Here is an 18,445-nt window from a genome sequence, read left to right on the forward strand (position 1 = left end):
AGCGATTCACGAGACGAGCGATGCCCCAAGACAGCGGTCCGGCTATCGAGGACGAGCCGAACAGTCAACGCACTTCCGCGCTGGCGCCTTTCCAGCACGGCATCTTCCGCGCCGTGTGGAGCGCCAGCCTGGTCTCCAATCTGGGCGGCCTGATCCAGGGTGTCGGCGCCGCCTGGATGATGACGCAGATCGCCACCTCTCCCTACCAGGTGGCACTGGTGCAAGCGTCCACGACGCTGCCGATCATGCTGTTCGCGCTGGTTGCCGGCGCCATCGCCGACAGCTTCAACCGACGCAAGGTGATGCTGATCGCGCAGAGCTTCATGCTCGTCGTCTCGATGCTTCTGATGGTCTTCACCCATCTCGACCTTTTGACCCCCTGGCTGCTTCTCGCCTTCACCTTCCTGATCGACTGCGGCACGGCGCTAAACAGCCCATCCTGGCAAGCTTCCGTCGGCGACATGGTTCCGCGCAACAAGGTGCCGGCGGCGGTGGCGCTCAACTCGATGGGCTTCAACCTCACCCGCAGCGTCGGACCGGCGCTGGGCGGCATCATCGTGGCGACGTTCGGCGCAGCCGCTGCCTTCGCCGCCAACGCCTTCAGCTATGTCGGCCTGATCATCGTCATGGCACGCTGGAAGCCGGATCTGCCGGCATCCAACCTGCCGCGCGAGTCGCTGGGCGCTGCAATGGGCGCCGGCCTGCGTTACGTTGCCATGTCACCCAATATCGGCAAGGTACTGGTGCGTGGCTTCATCTTCGGCTTCAGCGCAGGTGCCGTGCTTGCCCTGCTGCCGCTGGTGACGCGCGATCTCATCAAGGGCGGCGCCCTCACCTATGGCGTCATGCTGGGCGCCTTCGGCATCGGTGCCGTTATGGGCGCTCTGACCAGCGCACGACTGAGGCAGATCCTGCCCAGCGAAACCATGGTGCGCTCGGCCTTCCTTGGCTTCGCGCTTTGCTCGACTGTCGCCGCTGTCAGTCCTCACGCCTGGCAGGTGGCGCTCGGACTCCTGGTTGGTGGCGCATGCTGGGTCACCGCGCTTTCGCATTTCAACATCACCGTACAGATGTCGACCCCGCGCTGGGTGGTCGGACGCGTACTTTCCATCTACCAGATGGCAACCTTCGGCGGCATCGCGCTCGGCAGCTGGATCTGGGGCGTGACCGCCGACAACCACGGCGCCAGCTTTGCCCTTCTGGCCGCGGCCGTCACGATGCTGGCCGGTGCTGCAATCGGCTTCGTCCTGCCGTTGCCGCAGCACATTGCGCCCAACCTCGATCCGCTCGACCGCTGGCGCGAGCCCATGCTGGCGCTCGACCTCAGGCCGCGCTCAGGACCGATCGAGATCACGATCGAATACGTCATCAAGGAAGAGGACGTGCCGGAGTTCCTGAAGGTGATGACCGAGCGTGCACGCGTGCGCCGGCGCGACGGTGCGCGCAATTGGGTGCTGGCGCGGGATCTCGAGCACCCGGAAATCTGGATGGAAAGCTACCACACGCCGACCTGGCTGGACTACATCCGCCACAACACGCGCGCCACGCATGCGGACGCCGTAATCACCGAGCGCATCCGGGCGCTGCATTCAGGTATCGAGCGGCCCAGGGTACGGCGCATGATCGAGCGCCCGACCAATCCGATCGGTTACTATGGCACGCCCAAGCCGCATGAGGAGCACTAGTCCAATCGTGCTTTCGAACCGGAGCGCCTCGACCCGGCGGGTCACACCTCCCCGGAAAGATCACGCCGAGCTTTGTCGAGTTCCTCGGCATAGCGGCGCAACAGATGTCCTTCGGTAAGCAGGCCGACGACCTTGCGGCTCTCAAAATCGTCGACAACCGCCAGTTCTTCGGCGCCGGCACGATGAAAAGTCTCGGCCGCCGACTGGACATTCATCGATGGGACCAAAACGGAATCGCCAAAGCGTGCCAGAGTGAGAACGGTGCTCGCCGGGTCGGGCTGGTCGCCATAGGCATCTGAAACGATGATCATGCCGATATACCGCTGCTCGCCATCCACCGCGATGACACGCTGCGCGGAGCCGAGCGGCACCTGCTGGCGGAGCTCGGCAACGGTCGTCATGGCCGGGATGGTGCGGACATCCTTGCGCATCATCAAACCCACGGTCAGGCTGCGCATCCAGCCGACATCCTGCGCCGAACGGATGGTCTCGCCGCGCAGATGGAAGCGCCAGGTCGAGAAGGAATAACCAAAGGTTTCACGCACGAGGATCGACGTCATGATCGCAGCGGCGAGCACCACGCCCGTCAGCGTCAGGTCGCCCGTCGATTCCAACGCCAGAAAAGCCATGGTCAGCGGCCCGCCAATGATGCCGACCGCCATCGAGCTCATGCCCACGACAGCGGCGACAGCGGGATCGATGCCTGAAGCCGGCGCGACCGCCAGCATGACCGCGGCAAAGATCTTGCCCAGGAGCGCTCCAAGCAGCAGCGAGGCGAAGAACAGGCCGCCGCGGAACCCCGAGCCGAGCGAAATGACGGACGCGGCGATCTTGAGCAGGAACACCGTGGCAATCACCGTGAACCCGTAGTTCATCGCGAATTCACGGTGTAGCGCGCCATGCCCGCTGGACAGCACCTGCGGTGTGACGAGCCCGAGCAGCCCGACGGCACAACCGCCCAGGAATGGCCTTAGCGAAGAGTCGATCGACAGTCTGGTCAGGCCGCGTTCGACGGCGGCAACCATATACATGATGCCGATCGCAATGCCGCCGGCGATCAGGCCGAGCGCCAAGAACGGCAGATACTGGCTGGCGGTCAGCGTCGGCACGGCGCCGAGTTCCAGCGGGAACGGCGCACCACCCAGCCAACCCGTCACCAAAGTGGCACAGATCGCAGCGGTCATGACCGGCGCGACATTGGCAATGGAATAGATGCCGATGATCAGCTCAAATCCATAGAAGGCGCCGGTCAAAGGGGCATCGAAGGCAGCGGCAATCGCACCGGCAGCTCCAGCGCCGACAAGAATGCGGACATCGTTGCGCTTCATGCGGAAGAACCGCGCCAGCCGCGAGCCGAAGCCGCCGCCGACCTGCGTATAACCGGCCTCGAGGCCGACCGACGCGCCGAAGCCGGAAGACAGCATCGTCTGGCCGGCGATTATGAAGGTGTCGGTCAGCGACATGCGCCCGCCATAAAGCGCATTCGCTTCGATCGGATCGACTGGCGTGCGGAACTTGCGTTTGCGCAGCCAGATGATGGAGAGGCCGAGCAGCAGCCCCCCGACCGCCGGCATCGCCGCCTGGAGCGGGTGACTGAGCGAAAACATCGATGACAGCCGGCCGCCTTCCGGCACGTCGAACAGCAACCAGTGCATACCCTGCACCAAGGCGCTCATCGCGGTGACCGCCACGCCTGAGAACGCGCCGACCACTGCCGCGATCAGGACGATGATGATGCCGCGCGCTTCCAGCACAGGAACCGAACGAACCAGCAGGGCACGCAGACGACGGGCTTGGACAGGCAATGAACGGGTCGAAGACAACGGGCGGCTCGCGAATGTCTCAATGGGCAACGCCCTCGATCGATACGCTTCGCATCGTGGCATGGCAACCGCGCACACCGACGCATTTTGCCTGCCAGTGCTCCTTCGAGGTTCGCGCAAGCTTGGCGGGTTACGGTGCATGGCCGGGACTGCCGTTTCAGGCGACGGCAAATGCAATTCCAGGAAAAGTGCGTGACGGTTTTCCGTCCGGAATTGCAAAGAAAAGAGAGTTAGAGCGTTTCCGTAAGAAACGGAAACGCTCTAACATTGGATGCGAGGTAGACATGGCCATCAGCGAGAGCATTTCGACAGACGCAATGCCGCGCAACAGCCGCGATGTCTTCTTCGCGCTGGGCATCGTCGTCATTCTGGCGGTGCTGTTCCTGCCGATTCCGGCCTTCATGATCGATGTCGGCCTCGCCTTTTCGATCGCGCTTTCAGTGCTGATCCTGATGGTGGCGCTGTGGATTCCGCGACCGCTCGACTTCTCGTCGTTCCCAACCGTGCTGCTCATCGCCACCATGCTGCGCCTGTCGCTGAACATCGCGACGACCCGCATGATCCTTTCGCATGGCAACGAAGGCACCCACGCCGCCGGCTACGTGATTTCCGGCTTCTCGAAGCTGGTCATGTCGAGCGATTTCGTCATCGGCCTGATCGTCTTCCTGATCCTGATCGTGGTGAATTTCATCGTCATCACCAAGGGCGCTACCCGTATCGCGGAAGTCGGCGCCCGCTTCACGCTGGACGCGATTCCCGGCAAGCAGATGTCGATCGACGCCGATCTCTCCGCAGGCATGATCGATGAGAAGACCGCGCAGCTGCGCCGCCGTGAACTGGAAGAAGAATCCTCCTTTTTCGGTTCGATGGATGGTGCCTCGAAATTCGTGCGCGGCGATGCCATCGCCGGCCTGATCATCACCGCCATCAACATCGTCGGCGGCATCGCCATCGGCTACCTGCGCCATAACATGGGGCTGGGCGAAGCCGCAGATGTCTTCATCAAGCTCTCGGTCGGCGACGGCCTCGTCACCCAGATCCCGGCCCTCATCGTCTCCCTTGCCGCCGGCCTGCTTGTCTCAAAGGGCGGCACGCGCGGCTCTGCCGATAAGGCGGTGTTCGGCCAGCTCGGCGCCCACCCTCGCGCGCTTTATGTCGCGGCAGCCCTGCTCGGCCTTCTTGCCTTGATGCCCGGCCTGCCGATGTTCCCCTTCGTGACACTGGCAGCCGCCATGGCCGGCATGGGCTACGTCATTCCGCTGCGCCAGAACCGCCGCATGGCCGAGCAGGAAGAGGCGCGCAGCCGCGAGGCAGCCGCAAAGGTCGAGGAAGAAAAGAACTCGGTGAAATCCTCGCTGGCGACCGCCGAGATCGAATTGCTGATCGGCAAGCAGCTATCGACCAAGCTGCTCACTTCGCATCAGGAACTCGCCTTCCGCATGAGCAAGATGCGCAAGAAGTTCGCGACGCAGTACGGCTTTGTGGTGCCCGAGGTGAAACTCAGCGACGACTTCGGCATCCCGCCGAAGAGCTACCAGATCAAGATTCACGGCACGGTCGTGGCCGAGCACCAGATGCGGGTCGGCGAGCTCATGGTGCTGCTCGGCACCCGCGACCTGCCCGACATCCCCGGCGAGGAAGTGCGCGAGCCCGCCTTCGGCATGCGCGCCTACTCGGTGATGGAAGCATTCGCAGAGGACCTGAAGCGCGAGCAGTACACCTTCGCCGACAACATGTCCGTGCTGCTCACCCATCTCTCCGAGGTGATCCGCAACAACCTGCCGCAGTTGCTTTCCTACAAGGACATGAAGGCGCTGCTGGACAGCCAGGATCCGGAATACCGCAAGCTGGCCGACGAAATATGCTCCTCGCATATCTCTTATCCCGGCCTGCAGGCGGTGCTGAAACTGCTGCTCGCCGAGCGCGTATCGATCCGCAACCTGCACCTCATCATCGAAGCGATCGCCGAGATCGCACCGCATGTGCGGCGCACGGAGCAGATCGTCGAGCATGTGCGCATCCGCATGGCGCAGCAGATTTGCGGCGACCTGTCCGAAGGCGGTGTGCTCAAGGTGCTCAGGCTCGGCAATCGCTGGGACCTCGCCTTCCACCAGAGCCTCAAGCGCGACGCCAAGGGAGAAATCCGCGAGTTCGACATCGACCCGCGCCAATTGGAGGAATTCGGCCAGGATGCATCCAAGGCGATCCGCCAGCATATGGAAGCGGGCGAACGGTTCGTGCTGGTCACCGCGCCGGATGCCCGCCCCTATGTACGCATGATCATCGAACGGCTGTTCGCCACGCTTCCGGTGCTCAGCCATGTCGAGATCGCCAAGGGTGTCGAGATCAGGGTGCTCGGGACCATTTCCTGACCATGGATCTGACGACGGTCACACAAGGCTTTGTGCTGGCGGCGTTCCTCGCCTTCTGCCGCGTCGGCGCCTGCTTCATGCTGATGCCGGGCCTGTCCTCGATCCGCCTGCCGTTGCAGATCCGCCTGTTCACCGCAGTCGCCGTCACTGTCGGGCTGCTCGCCTTCCTGTGGGACAAGATCTATCCTTATGTCGACACCAGACCTGCCATCTTCGTGCCGATGATCGTTTCGGAACTGCTGGTGGGCGGACTGATCGGTGCCATGACCCGGCTCTACATGGAGGCACTGCGCTTTATCGGCGCCGGCATCGCCATGCTGATCGGTTATGGCGGCGCAGGCGGGCCGGCAATCGAGGAGCCTGAACCTCAGGCAGCACTCGCCGCCCTGATTTCCTTCTCGGCGCTGCTGTTGTTGTTCGCGCTCAACTTCCACCACGAGGTGATCCGCGCGCTGATCGCATCCTACAATGTGGCGCCGGTGAACGTGTTTTTCAGCGCACAGGCCTCGCTGGTCGATGTTACCGACACCCTCTCGGAAGCTTTCCTGCTGGTTTTGAGATTGGGGAGCCCATTCGTTGCCTATGCCATACTGGTCAATCTGGCGATCGGCTTCGTCAACAAACTGACCCCGCAGATCCCGATCTATTTCATCTCACTTCCTTTCGTCATCGCCGGCGGCCTGATTCTGTTCTATTTCGCCATCCCGACGCTTCTGTCGCTCTTCGGCGACGGCTTCGTCGAAACCACGCTGGCACGGTGATGCGATGACCACCCGCAAGGACCGTTTGAAGAAGCTTGTGGAAGTGCAGGAACAACTGAAGGCGCTGCACGAGATGCGCCGCGCAGGATTCCTGGCCAAGGCCGTCGCCGCCGAACAGGAGGCATCCGAAATCGCGGCGCGCTTCGACGCGCCGGATTCATTGTCGACACTGTTTCCTGAAATTTACCAGCAGCGGATCGCGGCGGCCCACGCCGAGCGTGACCGCGCGCTCGACGATGCGCGCCGCGAAGCGGGCAATCTTGCCACCGCAACGGCACGGACCAACATGGTCGAGCGCGCCTATCGCGACGCGCGCCGGGAGGACGAGCGCCAGCGCTCCGATCGCGAACGGCTCGACCTGATCGAGCAGAAGCGCGGCCCAGAAAAATGAAGACGATGAAATGAAGATGACATCCAGACGACAGACCATGCCGTCCCCGCAAGCCTGCGGCAAGCTTGTTCGGCCATCATCACTCAACGCATAATAGCAGGAAGGTACAGCTTTTTGGCGATCTCCCCTCCCAGCGACATCGTCCTGGACGTGGCCCGCGCCGCCGAACCGATGGACGTGGAAGCCGCCCGTGCCGCGCTGACCAAGCGTGCCGGCGGCGCCTCCGTCGCCTTTTCGGTGGATGGCGATATGGGGTCGCGCCCCGCCGGAGCGCCCGCCGGAACGGATCGCAGCCAGGAATTCAAGCGCTTCGAAGCGATGGTGCTGCAGACCTTCATCCAGAACATGCTGCCGAAGGACGCCGAAAGCGTCTACGGCAAGGGCCTGGCGGGAGACATGTGGAAATCGCAGCTTGCCGAACACATGGCCGATGTGATGGCCGAGCGCGGCGGCATCGGCATCGCCCGTTCGATGCTGGTCGACCATTATCGCGACGGCGAACGCACCATCCCGGTCGGTCCTGTCACGGGTGGACCGGAAAAAGCGACGATAGACGAGCAGAACCGGCTGTCGGATTCGCTCGTGCAGGAAATTCAGCGCCGGATGGTCCGCTCGCTGGACGGCGATGCGGCGCCGATTGAAACGAAGACGAGGGTTTAGGAACAACCATGGATCAGTTGGAGCACAATTCAGGCCGCATGGCGCATTCCGACCTCACCATTTCCAGGGTCGGCAGCCTGACCGCCATTATCAATCGCATCGAGGAAGCGGTCGAGACGGAGACGGCTGCAATCCGTACCGACATGAATTTCGACCTCAAGGCCTCCAACGCGCGCAAGAGCCGCTGCCTCTACGAGCTCAATCGCGCCGTCAAGAACATCACCGTGGAAGAGCTCGTCGACGAGCACAAGGAAGGCCTGCTGCGTCTGCGCGGCAAGCTTGAACGCAACGAAGCCGCTTTGCTCGCCCATCTCAGCGCCGTCAGCGAAGTGGCGAACCTGATGAAGAACGCCATCCAGCACGCCGAGGCCGACGGGACCTATTCCGCCGGCGAGTTCGGCTGGGCCAAGTCGTAAACAGGCCATGATCAAGTTCCTCATCGCTGCGCTCTGGATCGTCGCCGCCACTGTCGGCGCGACCTTCTACGCCTTCCAGGCGGCAGGTGCGCGCGGCGATGACCCAACGCCGAAGCCGTTGCTCGGCGGGCTGGATTATGTCTCGACCGAAATCATCTCGGTGCCCATTATCCGCAGCTCCGTTGTGCAGGGCTATTTCCTGACCAAGCTGGTCTACACGGTTGAACCGAAGGAGATGGCGAAGCTTTCCGTGCCCGCCCAGGCACTGATCACCGACCAGGTCTACTCCTATCTCTACGCCAACCCGCAGATCGATTTGTCCAAGGAGGACACGATCGACCTCGACAAATTCCGCAACTCGATCCGCGAGAGCGTCAACGCCCGTGTCGGCATTGAACTCATCCACGATGTGCTGGTCAACCAGGTCAACTATCTCGCCAAGGACGAGATTCGCGACAATGCCATCAAGCGGCGCGGCAACGGGCTGATGGAACCGATCATGAAGCCGCTGCAGCCGAAAGCGGATGCGCCTGCCGGCCACTAGAGCGTTTCCATTTTTCACGGAAACGGAGAAACACTCCAACCCATTTTTCGCAATTCCGGACGCGAAACCGTTACACTTTTCCTGGAATTGCTCCAATGCCCGTCGAAAGACGCTGGGGCAGCACATGGAAATGAAAGTCTAGCCGACCGGAAGCGCTTCCATAGCCCCCAAGCCTCAACGCCTAGCCTGAAGCGCTCACGTCACCGATACGCGCCTATGCTCATGGCGGAAACGGATACCCGGTCCCTGCCCAGCGCCTTGGCTTCGTACAATGCGACATCGGCCAGCATCAGGAGCTCACGAAAATCCCTGGCGTTGGCGGGGCAGGTCGCGATGCCGATGCTGACCGTCACCGACCGGTTCAGTTTGGGATGGACCGTATCGGCAACAGCCGCCCTCATGCGTTCGGCAAGCATGGCTGCCCCTGCCGCCGCTTCCGGGCAAAGCAGGGCGAATTCTTCACCGCCATAACGAAAAAGCTCGTCACCTTCCCGCTTGGCATTCAAAAGAGCGGTCGCCACAACTTGAAGAACCCTGTCGCCTTCGGCATGTCCATGGTTGTCGTTGACGGCTTTGAAGAGATCGATGTCGATCATCATCAAGCTCAGCGGAAGACCTGACTTGAGCGCTTCCGTCAACATGGCCGGACCCTTCTCATCGAGCTGGCCACGATCCTGCAGGCCTGTCAGAGGGTCTTTACCAATGCGCCCGACGAGTTTCTCATAGCGATGCCGGTAGGTGAGCCTGTCAAATACATCGGTGGCTCGTTTCACCCCGACGGGAAGCGGGCTCTTTTCAACGAACTGCAGATAAAGCGCCAGCATCACGCTGAAGAAGAGTGCCGAGCCGATCTTGGCGATCCATCCACCATAAAAGGCGGACAGAGGAGCCCCGGTCACGAGATACAGGCCCAGATAGAAAAACAGTTGGTCGAAACTCAGGACGATGGCCAGACTGATGAACATCCGGCCCAGGATTGTGTTTGTGACGATTGATCCCAGCCGCTCGAACAGCAGCACCATGCCGATCAAGTCCACAAAAAGCAGAGCAGTCCCCCAGACCATCAGGAAACCGATCTGGTTGATGAAATCCATCTCCGGCTGGCGCCAGGCCAGCTGCGCCGGATCGCTGTAGTAATTCAACGGCAGGGCCAGCACCACCATCAGCAGATTGCCGATGAGCAGGCCGTAAGTGGGTTGCCGCATGCTTTCGGCATCTTCCTTGATGTAGAGCAGCAGGAAGAAGGCGAGCTTGCCGGCAAACATCACGGTTGAACCCGGCGAGATCAGCCCGAACGGCAGTTGGATGAAATACACTGCAGCGAGATAGGTCTCCAGGAAATGCATCGCTCCAAGCGTGCAGAAAAAGACGCCTATGCCGAGGCTTGTCCTGACGCGAAACACGAGCGCCATCGCGACGAAATAGACGGAGGCCTGCACAAGCAGAACCAGAAAACCGGACATGTTGCGATAACCCCCGAGCGCGGCGCCCCAATGACGCCTCCCGTTGCGCCTTGCGGCGTTGTCCACCGCTACCTTGAGACATGCCGCTGCCGGCTGGCCATCTAAGGTATTCCGTCCGGAGCCGCAACACCCGCAACAAAGCATGCGCAGCAATGTGATCAGCAACGCTAGGAATGGGAAGTGGGTATGACTACATGGGTATCTGGCCGATCCAAGCCGACGGAGCTTCATGAACCATCGTGGACATGCGAGACAGCTGAAACTGACGCTGCCGTCAGCCGCGATGTTATTCCTGGCCGCGATCTTCACGTTTGGCCAGCTGCCATTTCGTCATCGTCGGGCTGGACCGAAACAATGGACACCGAGCTGGCTCTGGCGCGTCAGACGATCCACAAACGCACGGTCGTCGCAACAGCGGCGAAGACCAATCGTCCGCTGCATCTGAAGGTCAGCATGGACGATGCGGTAGGGATGTTGCCTTCCGCAATCATGTTGGCCCAGCTCTCGGCGGCCGGCGAGAGCACAGCGGATCCTGGACCGTGTGTGCCTGTTGGTCTGGTTCACGCCTACGACGCCTGCGCGCCTCCGACAGTCTGATCCTCGCTGCAGGGTAGTTGCAAATTTCGCATGACGTCTGTCATGCGCGAGCATTTTGCTTCGGAGGATGTCCGTTTCGTATCGGATTCCTCGCCCTTCGCCTGTGACAGCCGTCCAAACGATCCCATTCGCCGGCTTGCTCACCTGTATACTCAGCAACGGGCTCACTTCCTGCGACGAGCCCCGAAGATTCTTTCGCGCCGCGAGGGATTAAATGTCGGACAGGCACCGTATACCTCGCATGAAGACCAGACGGTCATCCTTTGATGTATTCGCTCAGCTCGGCTCGCTCCGTCGCTATGCGCGCTCCCTAACGCGCAATGACGCGGACGCTGAGGATCTCGTTCATGACGCGTTGGTTCGCGCATATGAACGCCGCTCGGGCTTCCGATCCGGCAGCAATCTGCGCGGCTGGCTGCTTTCGATCCTCCACAATACCTTCATCGACCGCATGCGCTCGGCTCGCGCCGAACAGCAACGAATTGATGCCGCAGCGCAGCTTGCCGATGCGTCCATGGAAGCGCCGCAGGAACATTCGGCACGTCTTGCGCAGGTGCGGGAGAACTTCCTCGCACTGCCCGAGGAACAACGAGCGGCAATCCATCTCGTGGCGATCGAGGGGCTCGCCTACCAGGAGGCTGCCGATGCGCTCGGCATTCCGGTGGGCACGTTGATGTCACGCCTCGGGCGCGCTCGTGCGGCGCTGCGTGAAATGGAAGAGAACCCTTCATCCCGGCCGGGGCATCTCAGGATCGTAGGAGGACTGTCATGACGGATCCGGTGACGGACACTGATATCCTCGGCTATGTCGACAATCAGCTCGACACGTCGCGTCGGATCGACGTCGAGGCCTACCTTGCCGCCCGCCCCGACGAAGCCGCCCGCGTAATGGCGGACCTGCGACTGCATGATGAACTGCGCCTGGCCCTTTCAGCGCCATCGCGCGCGGTACGGTCGAGCACGACGGAAGCGGCACGACGGCTCCAGCGCGGTCTTCTCCGAGGTCGGATTTCCGTCCTGCTCCAACGCGCAGCGGCAGTGGTTATGTTCGTCGGTGCCGGCTGGATCGCTCATGGAGCAATCGGACCGTTTGGCGTCAGCCAGTCGATCGCTTCGGTTCAGCCTCCGGCCTATGTCGAGGAGGCCGTCCGCGCCCACGGCACCAGCCTGCTGCGCGCCTCCATGACGTCGCAGCCGAAAGTCCGCGACTATGATCCAGCCGAAATCCTGTCGGCGACCGCGATCACCATGCCTGTGCTGCCCAAGGATTGGAACGTCAGGGATGTCCAGATCTATCCATCCCGCTTCGGTCCAAGCGTCGAACTGGCGGTCTATTCGGATTCAATCGGCGATGCATCGTTGTTCGCGGTTCGGCCGGGAACTTTCGACGTCGTCAAACCTGCACAGACGGACATCGACGGTACCGCATCGAGCTACTTCCAGATCGGCGAAGTCGCCTACACCCTGGTCGGACGCGGCAATCCGAGGGAGCTCGGCGCCTCGGCCAAGAAACTTGCCGACAGCCTCTACTGACCATCCACTCAAGGAGACCTGACATGAACTCGCCCAATTACCGTCAACATGCCGGCTTCGGCCAGCCCAGCGCCGTCCTTTTCGACGAAGGCCTGCGCCAGCACATGCTGCGCGTCTACAACTACATGGCGCTCGGGCTTGTCCTGACAGGCGTCGTCGCCTTCACCGTGAGCTCTGTTCCCGCGCTCTATGTGCCGATCTTCTCAAGCCCGTTGAAATGGGTGGTGATGCTCGCGCCGCTCGCCTTCGTGCTGCTCTTCTCGTTCCGCATCCAGACCATGTCCGCCGCCGGCGCACAGACCATGTTCTGGGCCTTCTGCGCGGTCATGGGCCTGTCGCTCGCGTCGGTCTTCCTCGTCTTCACCGGCACCTCGATCGCGCGCACATTCTTCATCGCCGCCACGATGTTCGGTGCAATGAGCCTCTACGGCTACACGACAAAGACCGACATGACGAAGTTCTCGTCCTTCCTGATCATGGGACTGATCGGCGTCGTCATCGCCAGCATCGTCAACATCTTCCTCGGTTCGTCAGCCCTGCAGTTCGCGATCTCGGTCATCGGCATCCTTGTCTTCCTCGGCCTGACCGCCTGGGACACGCAGAACATCAAGGAACAGTACGCCGAGCACTTCGACAGCGAGTCCCGGCAGAAAATGGCCGTCTGGGGCGCCTTCTCGCTGTACCTGAACTTCGTCAACATCTTCCAGCTGCTGCTGAACTTCACCGGCGAGCGCGAGTAAGCGCACTCGATAAACCGCATAGTCGAGGAGACCAGCATGGACGACATGGAGTTTTAGTCAGCTTCTATGCCACAAGACGACGAGAGCCGTCTCTTGTTGGGTCGCCTTTCCGGGATGCGGCTTTGTCAGCCTGCGCAACGGCGTGCGCAGGCTTTTTCTTTCTTGCTTCAAACGCACGGCATCCGCCTAAATCCAGCCACCTGTAAATCCAGCCTTCCAGAGTCCCGCAGCGACGTAGGGGCATTTCCGCATAAGACGCCAAAGAAGCCCGGAGCGATGGTTCTCGACCATCATCACTATAGGCCCTTGATTGATCCCGATGTGATCTTCAGCGATCCAGCCATGTCCGTCTGTCGTGCAAAAGGTTGGATTGAAGCTTGCGGTGACGCCGTAGGGATTGTCGCGGGCCGGATCAATCGCCTGGAACTGGCGCATGACCGGCAGAACGATCTCTGGCGCAAAGGGGAGCGACGAGAGTGCCGCATATGGTGAGAGTGTGCCGTCGTCGGGGCCGAACGGAACACCGCGAGCCATATAGCCATGGAAATATCGCTCGATGCCATGGATGGTCTCCCGTCGCTTTCCCGGCCCATCACTGGCCGTCACACCCCAGCAATTCTCGCTGTAACCTTCGAACCCCCGCGGGTTTCGGATGGCATATTCGCGCTGGACCAAGGTCGCGCGCCGGCTGTTTTCGAAATAGTCGAGCCCCTTGTCGCGCATGAAGGCATCACGAATGCCGCGGAAGTCGATCCACAGATGCGACATCTGATGGATGAACAGCGGGCCCGCATATACGAACTCATGACCATAGATGGTCTTCCAGCGATAACCCGAAAGCCACGCGGAATAGCTTTCGGGTCCGATGCAGTGTGTGGGAGAACCGAGGGCCAGCACGTAGAGGATCAATGCCTCGTCATATCCTTTCCAATGATAAGGCAGGAAACCCCGACCCGGTTTCCATCCGTGGCTCAGCAAGACGCCACCATCCAGTGCCCAGCGCCAGTCGACCCTGCGATAGAGCGCTGTGGCTAGCGCGCGGATTTCCTGCTCTTCCTCGCAATCCAGATCGAAATAGGCGCCAGAGCTCAGAACCCCCGCCATGAGGAGTGCCGTATCCACGGTGGAGAGTTCCGAGTTCCAGGCACGCTGTCCGGTCTTCATGTCGAGGAAATGATAGAAAAAACCCATGTAGCCGGTTGCGTTCCGTTCCGTCCCTTGATGGCAGCCCCAGAGAAAGCGCAGGGTCGTGAGTGTCCGTCCGCAAGCCTCTTCGCGACTTATCCAGCCACGTTCCACGCCAACGGCATAAGCCGAGAGCGCCATGCCTGTGGCGGCAATGCTTGCAGGAAAACCGGATCGGTTCCTGTCGGCCACCAGGCCGGTCCCGGGGTCGGTCTCCTGCAGGAAGTAAGCGAACGAACGCCGCTGGAGACCCTCCAGCAACGTCTCATCGGACTCTTTTACGGGTGTGACGTCCATGACTGTCAGGGGCGAAAGACTGAGGCGGAAGCGCGTCTAGGGCAGGCGACGGGAAGTATGACTGCTTGCGGCTCCCGTAAATCCGCGCTCCCGTGCCCAGACGACTGCTGCGGTTCGGCTGTGGACCCCCGTTTTGTTGTAGATCCGCGCGACATGGTTGCGCACTGTGTTACGGGTCAGTCCCAGCTTCTTGACGATGTCGGCATCGCTCAGGCCCTGGCACATCAGCCCCAGCACATCCTTCTCGCGGGCTGTCAGATCGGAAAGCCCGGAGACACCTTTGTTCGACTGCCCCGGATGCCGGAGGCTGGCGAGCTTTTCGATGACCGTGCGGCTGAACCATGACGTATCTTGCATCACGGCCTCGATTGCAGCGATCAGTTCCACTTCGGAGCGCTTGCGCTCGGTAATATCCTGAATGACGATCAGCACACATTCCTGGCCGTGGATGGGCACAGTTTCGGCCGACAGCAGGCAGTCGAGGATCTCATCCTGTTTGGTGCGCAGCTGGACTTCCATGTCGCGAAAGCCGCCAGTCCTCTCAATCTCCCGCTCTACCTGGCGGCGCGATGCACCACTCATCCACATCGGCAGCTCCGGTCCTGTGCGGCCGGTCGCTTCTTCTTCGGCATAACCAAGCACGGTTGTGAAGGCGTCGTTGACGTCGAGGATCCGATAACCCTCGCGTGTCGCAAGCAAGGTCGGAATCGGCGTGAGACGAAACGAGCGAGCAAAGCGTTCTTCGCTTTGTCGCAACGCGTCTTCCGCTTTCTTGCGCGGTTCCAGGTCCATGAAGGTGAAGAGCATGCACGCTTCTTCCCCGATCTCGATCGGCTGACCGGCGACGATCACGAATTTCGAGCCGCCTTGCGGCAGCTTCAACGTCGCCTCCGTCTGCGGAATCGTCTTGCCTTCGCGCAGGCTGGCAATCGCCTCATCCTTGCTTCCTGCACCTTCCAGCACGTCGATCTCGTATGCCGAACGGCCGATCAGGTCCGCCGCGGCATAGCCTGTCATCTCCAGAAAGCCCTGATTGACCTTGACATAGCGCAGATCGGATAGCCGGCAGATGATCGCCGGCGCTGGATTGGCGTTGAAGGTGCGCTCAAAGCGCTCCTCGGCTGTGAAGCGCTCGGTCATGTCCTGGACGACAAGCACGTAGGATTCCGGCTTTCCTTTGATGTCGGTCAGCACGATTCCCCGCAGCATGTGGAAGCACCGCCATGGGTTTTCTTCGTCCCCGGGCACCTTGGTGACTTCGACCGTCACATCCTCAAACGCCTCCCCGGCAAGCAGTCGGTCGATCGGATACTGATCCGCCGTGAGCGTATGGTTGTTTCGATATTTGAGCAGGAAGCGTTTGCGGTAGTCCGCGGCTGTGGGGCCAATTTCGGAAAGGTCTGTGGCATCGTGCAGAACGAGTGCCTGCTGGTTCGCCCAGACGATGTCCCCGGCGGGGTCGATCAACAGGATACCTTCGCCGAGACCGGCGACAATCTCCTGCAACTGTCGACGATCCGTCTGCTCTGTGAGAATCGCTTCGTCATCAATGTCAGAACCCATGCGTCTGACCTTACCGTGGTTGCTGCATGAAAAACATGGTCGGCTGGCACGAGCCAGCCGACCATGCATTGCGCGCGAAGCATTCCCGTATGAAGGAGCAAGACTGGAAACGCTTCATGCGTCAGAACTGACGCGTTTAGGATTTCCACTTGCCTTCATAGGTGAAGGCCGGGGCTGCTTTGAGCTGGTCAGCCGTTGCATTCATCCTGGCCTGCCACTTCTTGTTGGCGGTGTCATAGCTGATCGCCAGGGCCGTAGGATCGACGACAACGTAGTGCTCTCCCATACCCAGGAAGCCGCCCACCGACACGACAAATCCCTCGATTCCGTTCTCCTTGGAAGCCACGACATCCTTGATCTCACCGACGGTCTCGTCTCCCGCGTTGAGGACATTCAGACCAACAACATTGGATGAGAGCACGCTCGTGTCGGTGACGGATACGAAGCGCGGTTCAGTTGCCGGCGTTGTGGTCTGGGCAAAGGCGGGAATGACAACAGCGGAAAGCAGGACAGCGCCCACAAATATGTTACGCATGAGAAATCCTTTGATTTGGGTCTGATGGATACGGAAGAACGCAGCGTATGGGTGATGCTGCGGCCCGAGCTATTTCTTCAGCGCATCGCGCACGGCATCCTTGGCGCCCCCGACCGTGCTGAGAACTTTGCCAGCAGCCTTCTCGGCTTTGCCTTCGGCTTGAGTTTTGGTATCGCCGGTTACCTTGCCGGCAGCTTCCTTGATGGTGCCCTTCACCTGTTTTGCGGCACCCGTAATGCGATCCTTGTCCATGATATTTCTCCAAAGTTTGACCCGAACCGTTGATTGATGTGTTCGGGAAGCTGGAAACTATGAAGTTCGGTCGAGCCTCAAAAGACATTCCTGGATCAGATTGAGTGATGCAGTTGCATCACTTCTTCGAGCCGGCCCGTTTGAAGCCATCGCAAGGACGTCCGCCCACACCTTCGCCTGGAGTTTCATAGGAGACCGGAAACCGGGCCTCTTCCGCGGCCGCGAGGACAGCATGGCGCACCTCCTGCGGCAGTCGTCTTGCAAGCATGTGTTCCATCGAGGTCTGCACGGCCAACAGATACATCGGGCCTTTGATGCCGTGCCAATGACGGGAAAGGATCTCGGCCGCCTGATCGGTGTTGCGCACGACAATGCCGCCCTGGCCGGGCAACTCTATTGTAAAGGGATCGAAAACAACGTTGCGCACGATGCCTCCATTCGTTGATTTTCCCGCAGGAAATGGTGGTCAAGGTATCCAGGTAGTTTGTCAGTCATGGTTCGGTAGAAGCGGCTGCATCAGTCACTCTGATGCATTCGCACCGCCGGACGAAACCCTGGAGCGTTTCCGTCTTTCACGGAACGCGGAAGCGCTCTAACTCTTTGTTTTTACGCAATTCCGGACGGAAAACCGTGAAACACTTTTCCTGGTATTGCTCTAGAATATGGACATCGCCAGATAGGCGATCCCGAACATCGACATCGCGATGATGAGAGCAAGCGACACGATGATTCCGACGCCCGGACCCTCGATCGGTTTCTGGTCGCTTAGTCCGGCGCCTAGCTTGTCTCTAAGTTTCGTCACCATGCGAGCCTCCCTGTTGCACTGGAGAAACCGTGGGTCTCTGCCCGCTACTTTCAGAACGCCCGTTACCAAAGGTCTTCTCAGCGAATTAAAGGTAGTGGCCGCCGATCGACCGGAACAGATACATCTGCATCTGGTCGTCCAGATGCAGATGCGCCAAGCGAAACACGGCGCGCAAGGCTCCAGCATCGCCAGATCTCCACCGCCCATCTCAAGACACCCAGAAATCACGTTGACGTAAACGTCAACCAGAGGCTATAGACGAGCACGGTGACGATGCCTCCTTGAAGCGCGACTTCGCGCGAGGCTTGCGCGCCGCAGCGTCTGGCAAGACCGGGCTGAAACAAACACGCGCGACGCGCAGTTACAGGGAGACAATCATGGGCGTTCAGGAAATCGCGGCAGGCCTCAAGTCCAAGGTCGAAAGCGCCGGCTTCGACAAGTCGGTGAAGTTCGACACCGGCTCCGATGGCGTCATCGTCATCGATGGCGCATCGATCTCGACCACGGATGCTCCGACCGACTGTACCATCAAGCTTTCACTCGACGATCTGGAATCGTTGATCGCCGGCGATCTCAACCCGACCATGGCCTTCATGACCGGCAAGCTGAAGATCGAGGGTGACATGTCGGTTGCCATGGCACTCAGCCAGTTGATCGGCTAACCCGAAGAACATCGTACCGACCGCCGTCTCATTGGGATGGCGGTCACCAGAGCGTTTCCGTTTCTTACGGAACCGCTGCACAATCTGAAACGGCTGATCGAATTCTATGCCCGCCTGATGGCAACGGCGGCGGACTGAGCCGAAACCCGCCCGCCGCCGTC

The 18,445-nt window shown here is 60.7% G+C and carries 20 protein-coding genes; 12 read left to right on the top strand and 8 right to left on the bottom strand.

Features of this window, described 5'->3' with window-relative positions; translation table 11 throughout:
- Positions 1–20 precede the first annotated feature (20 nt).
- Positions 21–1,685, top strand: coding sequence for an MFS transporter (locus tag AO692_RS23325; protein WP_054312463.1), 1,665 nt, complete (start codon positions 21–23; stop codon positions 1,683–1,685).
- 41 nt (positions 1,686–1,726) lie between these two features.
- On the opposite strand, the gene AO692_RS23330 is transcribed toward AO692_RS23325, so the two are convergent.
- Positions 1,727–3,508, bottom strand: coding sequence for a chloride channel protein (locus tag AO692_RS23330; protein ID WP_054312464.1), 1,782 nt, complete (start codon positions 3,506–3,508; stop codon positions 1,727–1,729).
- A gap of 284 nt (positions 3,509–3,792) precedes the next feature.
- On the opposite strand from AO692_RS23330, the gene flhA reads away from it, so the two are divergent.
- The 6 genes from flhA (at position 3,793) to AO692_RS23360 (ending at position 8,652) form a co-directional block, all read left to right on the top strand.
- Complete coding sequence (gene flhA / locus AO692_RS23335; RefSeq protein ID WP_054312465.1) at positions 3,793–5,880, top strand: flagellar biosynthesis protein FlhA; 2,088 nt, start codon at positions 3,793–3,795, stop codon at positions 5,878–5,880.
- 8 nt (positions 5,881–5,888) lie between these two features.
- A complete protein-coding gene (gene fliR, locus AO692_RS23340; protein WP_054312482.1) occupies positions 5,889–6,641 on the top strand; it encodes a flagellar biosynthetic protein FliR in 753 nt (250 codons plus the stop codon).
- 4 nt (positions 6,642–6,645) lie between these two features.
- A complete protein-coding gene (locus AO692_RS23345; RefSeq protein WP_054312466.1) occupies positions 6,646–7,032 on the top strand; it encodes a hypothetical protein in 387 nt (128 codons plus the stop codon).
- A gap of 114 nt (positions 7,033–7,146) precedes the next feature.
- Positions 7,147–7,692, top strand: a complete 546-nt coding sequence (locus AO692_RS23350; RefSeq protein WP_054312467.1) for a rod-binding protein — start codon at positions 7,147–7,149, stop codon at positions 7,690–7,692.
- A gap of 8 nt (positions 7,693–7,700) precedes the next feature.
- Positions 7,701–8,108, top strand: coding sequence for a hypothetical protein (locus tag AO692_RS23355; RefSeq protein ID WP_054312468.1), 408 nt, complete (start codon positions 7,701–7,703; stop codon positions 8,106–8,108).
- 7 nt (positions 8,109–8,115) lie between these two features.
- A complete protein-coding gene (locus tag AO692_RS23360; RefSeq protein ID WP_054312469.1) occupies positions 8,116–8,652 on the top strand; it encodes a hypothetical protein in 537 nt (178 codons plus the stop codon).
- Positions 8,653–8,852: 200 nt separating this feature from the next.
- On the opposite strand, the gene AO692_RS23365 is transcribed toward AO692_RS23360, so the two are convergent.
- On the bottom strand, positions 8,853–10,424 hold the full coding sequence (locus AO692_RS23365; protein WP_244483464.1) for a GGDEF domain-containing protein: 1,572 nt from the start codon (positions 10,422–10,424) through the stop codon (positions 8,853–8,855).
- Positions 10,425–10,469: 45 nt separating this feature from the next.
- Between AO692_RS23365 and AO692_RS23370 the strand changes: the two genes are divergently transcribed.
- From AO692_RS23370 to AO692_RS23385, 4 genes are all read left to right on the top strand, one after another.
- Positions 10,470–10,712, top strand: a complete 243-nt coding sequence (locus AO692_RS23370) for a hypothetical protein (protein ID WP_054312471.1) — start codon at positions 10,470–10,472, stop codon at positions 10,710–10,712.
- 241 nt (positions 10,713–10,953) lie between these two features.
- Positions 10,954–11,484 carry a sigma-70 family RNA polymerase sigma factor gene (locus tag AO692_RS23375; RefSeq protein ID WP_054312472.1) on the top strand — a complete coding sequence of 177 codons (531 nt, stop codon included), beginning with the start codon at positions 10,954–10,956 and terminating at the stop codon, positions 11,482–11,484.
- Positions 11,481–12,245: an anti-sigma factor gene (locus AO692_RS23380; protein WP_054312473.1), complete on the top strand. Its 765-nt coding sequence runs from the start codon at positions 11,481–11,483 to the stop codon at positions 12,243–12,245. Before AO692_RS23375 ends, AO692_RS23380 begins: the two co-directional genes overlap by 4 nt.
- 23 nt (positions 12,246–12,268) lie before the next feature.
- Positions 12,269–12,985 carry a Bax inhibitor-1/YccA family protein gene (locus AO692_RS23385; RefSeq protein ID WP_054312474.1) on the top strand — a complete coding sequence of 239 codons (717 nt, stop codon included), beginning with the start codon at positions 12,269–12,271 and terminating at the stop codon, positions 12,983–12,985.
- Between the two features lie 186 nt (positions 12,986–13,171).
- On the opposite strand, the gene AO692_RS23390 is transcribed toward AO692_RS23385, so the two are convergent.
- The 6 genes from AO692_RS23390 to AO692_RS33210 form a co-directional block, all read right to left on the bottom strand.
- The gene (locus AO692_RS23390) at positions 13,172–14,467 is read right to left on the bottom strand and encodes a glucoamylase family protein (protein ID WP_054312475.1); all 1,296 of its coding nucleotides are present in this window, start codon (positions 14,465–14,467) and stop codon (positions 13,172–13,174) included.
- Between the two features lie 36 nt (positions 14,468–14,503).
- Positions 14,504–16,030, bottom strand: coding sequence for a helix-turn-helix transcriptional regulator (locus AO692_RS23395; protein ID WP_054312476.1), 1,527 nt, complete (start codon positions 16,028–16,030; stop codon positions 14,504–14,506).
- Positions 16,031–16,166: 136 nt separating this feature from the next.
- Complete coding sequence (locus AO692_RS23400) at positions 16,167–16,565, bottom strand: PRC-barrel domain-containing protein (RefSeq protein ID WP_054312477.1); 399 nt, start codon at positions 16,563–16,565, stop codon at positions 16,167–16,169.
- 69 nt (positions 16,566–16,634) lie between these two features.
- A complete protein-coding gene (locus AO692_RS23405; protein ID WP_054312478.1) occupies positions 16,635–16,817 on the bottom strand; it encodes a CsbD family protein in 183 nt (60 codons plus the stop codon).
- A gap of 118 nt (positions 16,818–16,935) precedes the next feature.
- Positions 16,936–17,244 carry a DUF982 domain-containing protein gene (locus AO692_RS23410; protein ID WP_054312479.1) on the bottom strand — a complete coding sequence of 103 codons (309 nt, stop codon included), beginning with the start codon at positions 17,242–17,244 and terminating at the stop codon, positions 16,936–16,938.
- A gap of 228 nt (positions 17,245–17,472) precedes the next feature.
- Positions 17,473–17,622, bottom strand: a complete 150-nt coding sequence (locus AO692_RS33210) for a hypothetical protein (RefSeq protein WP_161808122.1) — start codon at positions 17,620–17,622, stop codon at positions 17,473–17,475.
- 377 nt (positions 17,623–17,999) lie between these two features.
- Here AO692_RS33210 and AO692_RS23415 point away from each other — a divergent pair, with 377 nt between their 5' ends.
- The gene (locus tag AO692_RS23415) at positions 18,000–18,284 is read left to right on the top strand and encodes an SCP2 sterol-binding domain-containing protein (RefSeq protein ID WP_054312480.1); all 285 of its coding nucleotides are present in this window, start codon (positions 18,000–18,002) and stop codon (positions 18,282–18,284) included.
- Positions 18,285–18,445 lie beyond the last annotated feature (161 nt).

The sequence above is a fragment of the Mesorhizobium sp. 1M-11 genome, from assembly GCF_001303895.1.
In the GTDB taxonomy this organism is placed as follows: Bacteria; Pseudomonadota; Alphaproteobacteria; order Rhizobiales; family Rhizobiaceae; genus Mesorhizobium.

Bases quoted from the DNA above. Each gene is read 5' to 3' on its own strand.
- AO692_RS23325 (WP_054312463.1), top strand. From the start codon at position 21: ATGCCCCAAGACAGCGGTCCGGCTATCGAGGACGAGCCGAACAGTCAA.
- flhA (WP_054312465.1), top strand. From the start codon at position 3,793: ATGGCCATCAGCGAGAGCATTTCGACAGACGCAATGCCGCGCAACAGC.
- AO692_RS23345 (WP_054312466.1), top strand. From the start codon at position 6,646: ATGACCACCCGCAAGGACCGTTTGAAGAAGCTTGTGGAAGTGCAGGAA.
- AO692_RS23355 (WP_054312468.1), top strand. From the start codon at position 7,701: ATGGATCAGTTGGAGCACAATTCAGGCCGCATGGCGCATTCCGACCTC.
- AO692_RS23360 (WP_054312469.1), top strand. From the start codon at position 8,116: ATGATCAAGTTCCTCATCGCTGCGCTCTGGATCGTCGCCGCCACTGTC.
- AO692_RS23370 (WP_054312471.1), top strand. From the start codon at position 10,470: ATGGACACCGAGCTGGCTCTGGCGCGTCAGACGATCCACAAACGCACG.
- AO692_RS23375 (WP_054312472.1), top strand. From the start codon at position 10,954: ATGAAGACCAGACGGTCATCCTTTGATGTATTCGCTCAGCTCGGCTCG.
- AO692_RS23380 (WP_054312473.1), top strand. From the start codon at position 11,481: ATGACGGATCCGGTGACGGACACTGATATCCTCGGCTATGTCGACAAT.
- AO692_RS23385 (WP_054312474.1), top strand. From the start codon at position 12,269: ATGAACTCGCCCAATTACCGTCAACATGCCGGCTTCGGCCAGCCCAGC.
- AO692_RS23390 (WP_054312475.1), bottom strand. From the start codon at position 14,467: ATGGACGTCACACCCGTAAAAGAGTCCGATGAGACGTTGCTGGAGGGT.
- AO692_RS23395 (WP_054312476.1), bottom strand. From the start codon at position 16,030: ATGGGTTCTGACATTGATGACGAAGCGATTCTCACAGAGCAGACGGAT.
- AO692_RS23400 (WP_054312477.1), bottom strand. From the start codon at position 16,565: ATGCGTAACATATTTGTGGGCGCTGTCCTGCTTTCCGCTGTTGTCATT.
- AO692_RS23405 (WP_054312478.1), bottom strand. From the start codon at position 16,817: ATGGACAAGGATCGCATTACGGGTGCCGCAAAACAGGTGAAGGGCACC.
- AO692_RS33210 (WP_161808122.1), bottom strand. From the start codon at position 17,622: ATGGTGACGAAACTTAGAGACAAGCTAGGCGCCGGACTAAGCGACCAG.
- AO692_RS23415 (WP_054312480.1), top strand. From the start codon at position 18,000: ATGGGCGTTCAGGAAATCGCGGCAGGCCTCAAGTCCAAGGTCGAAAGC.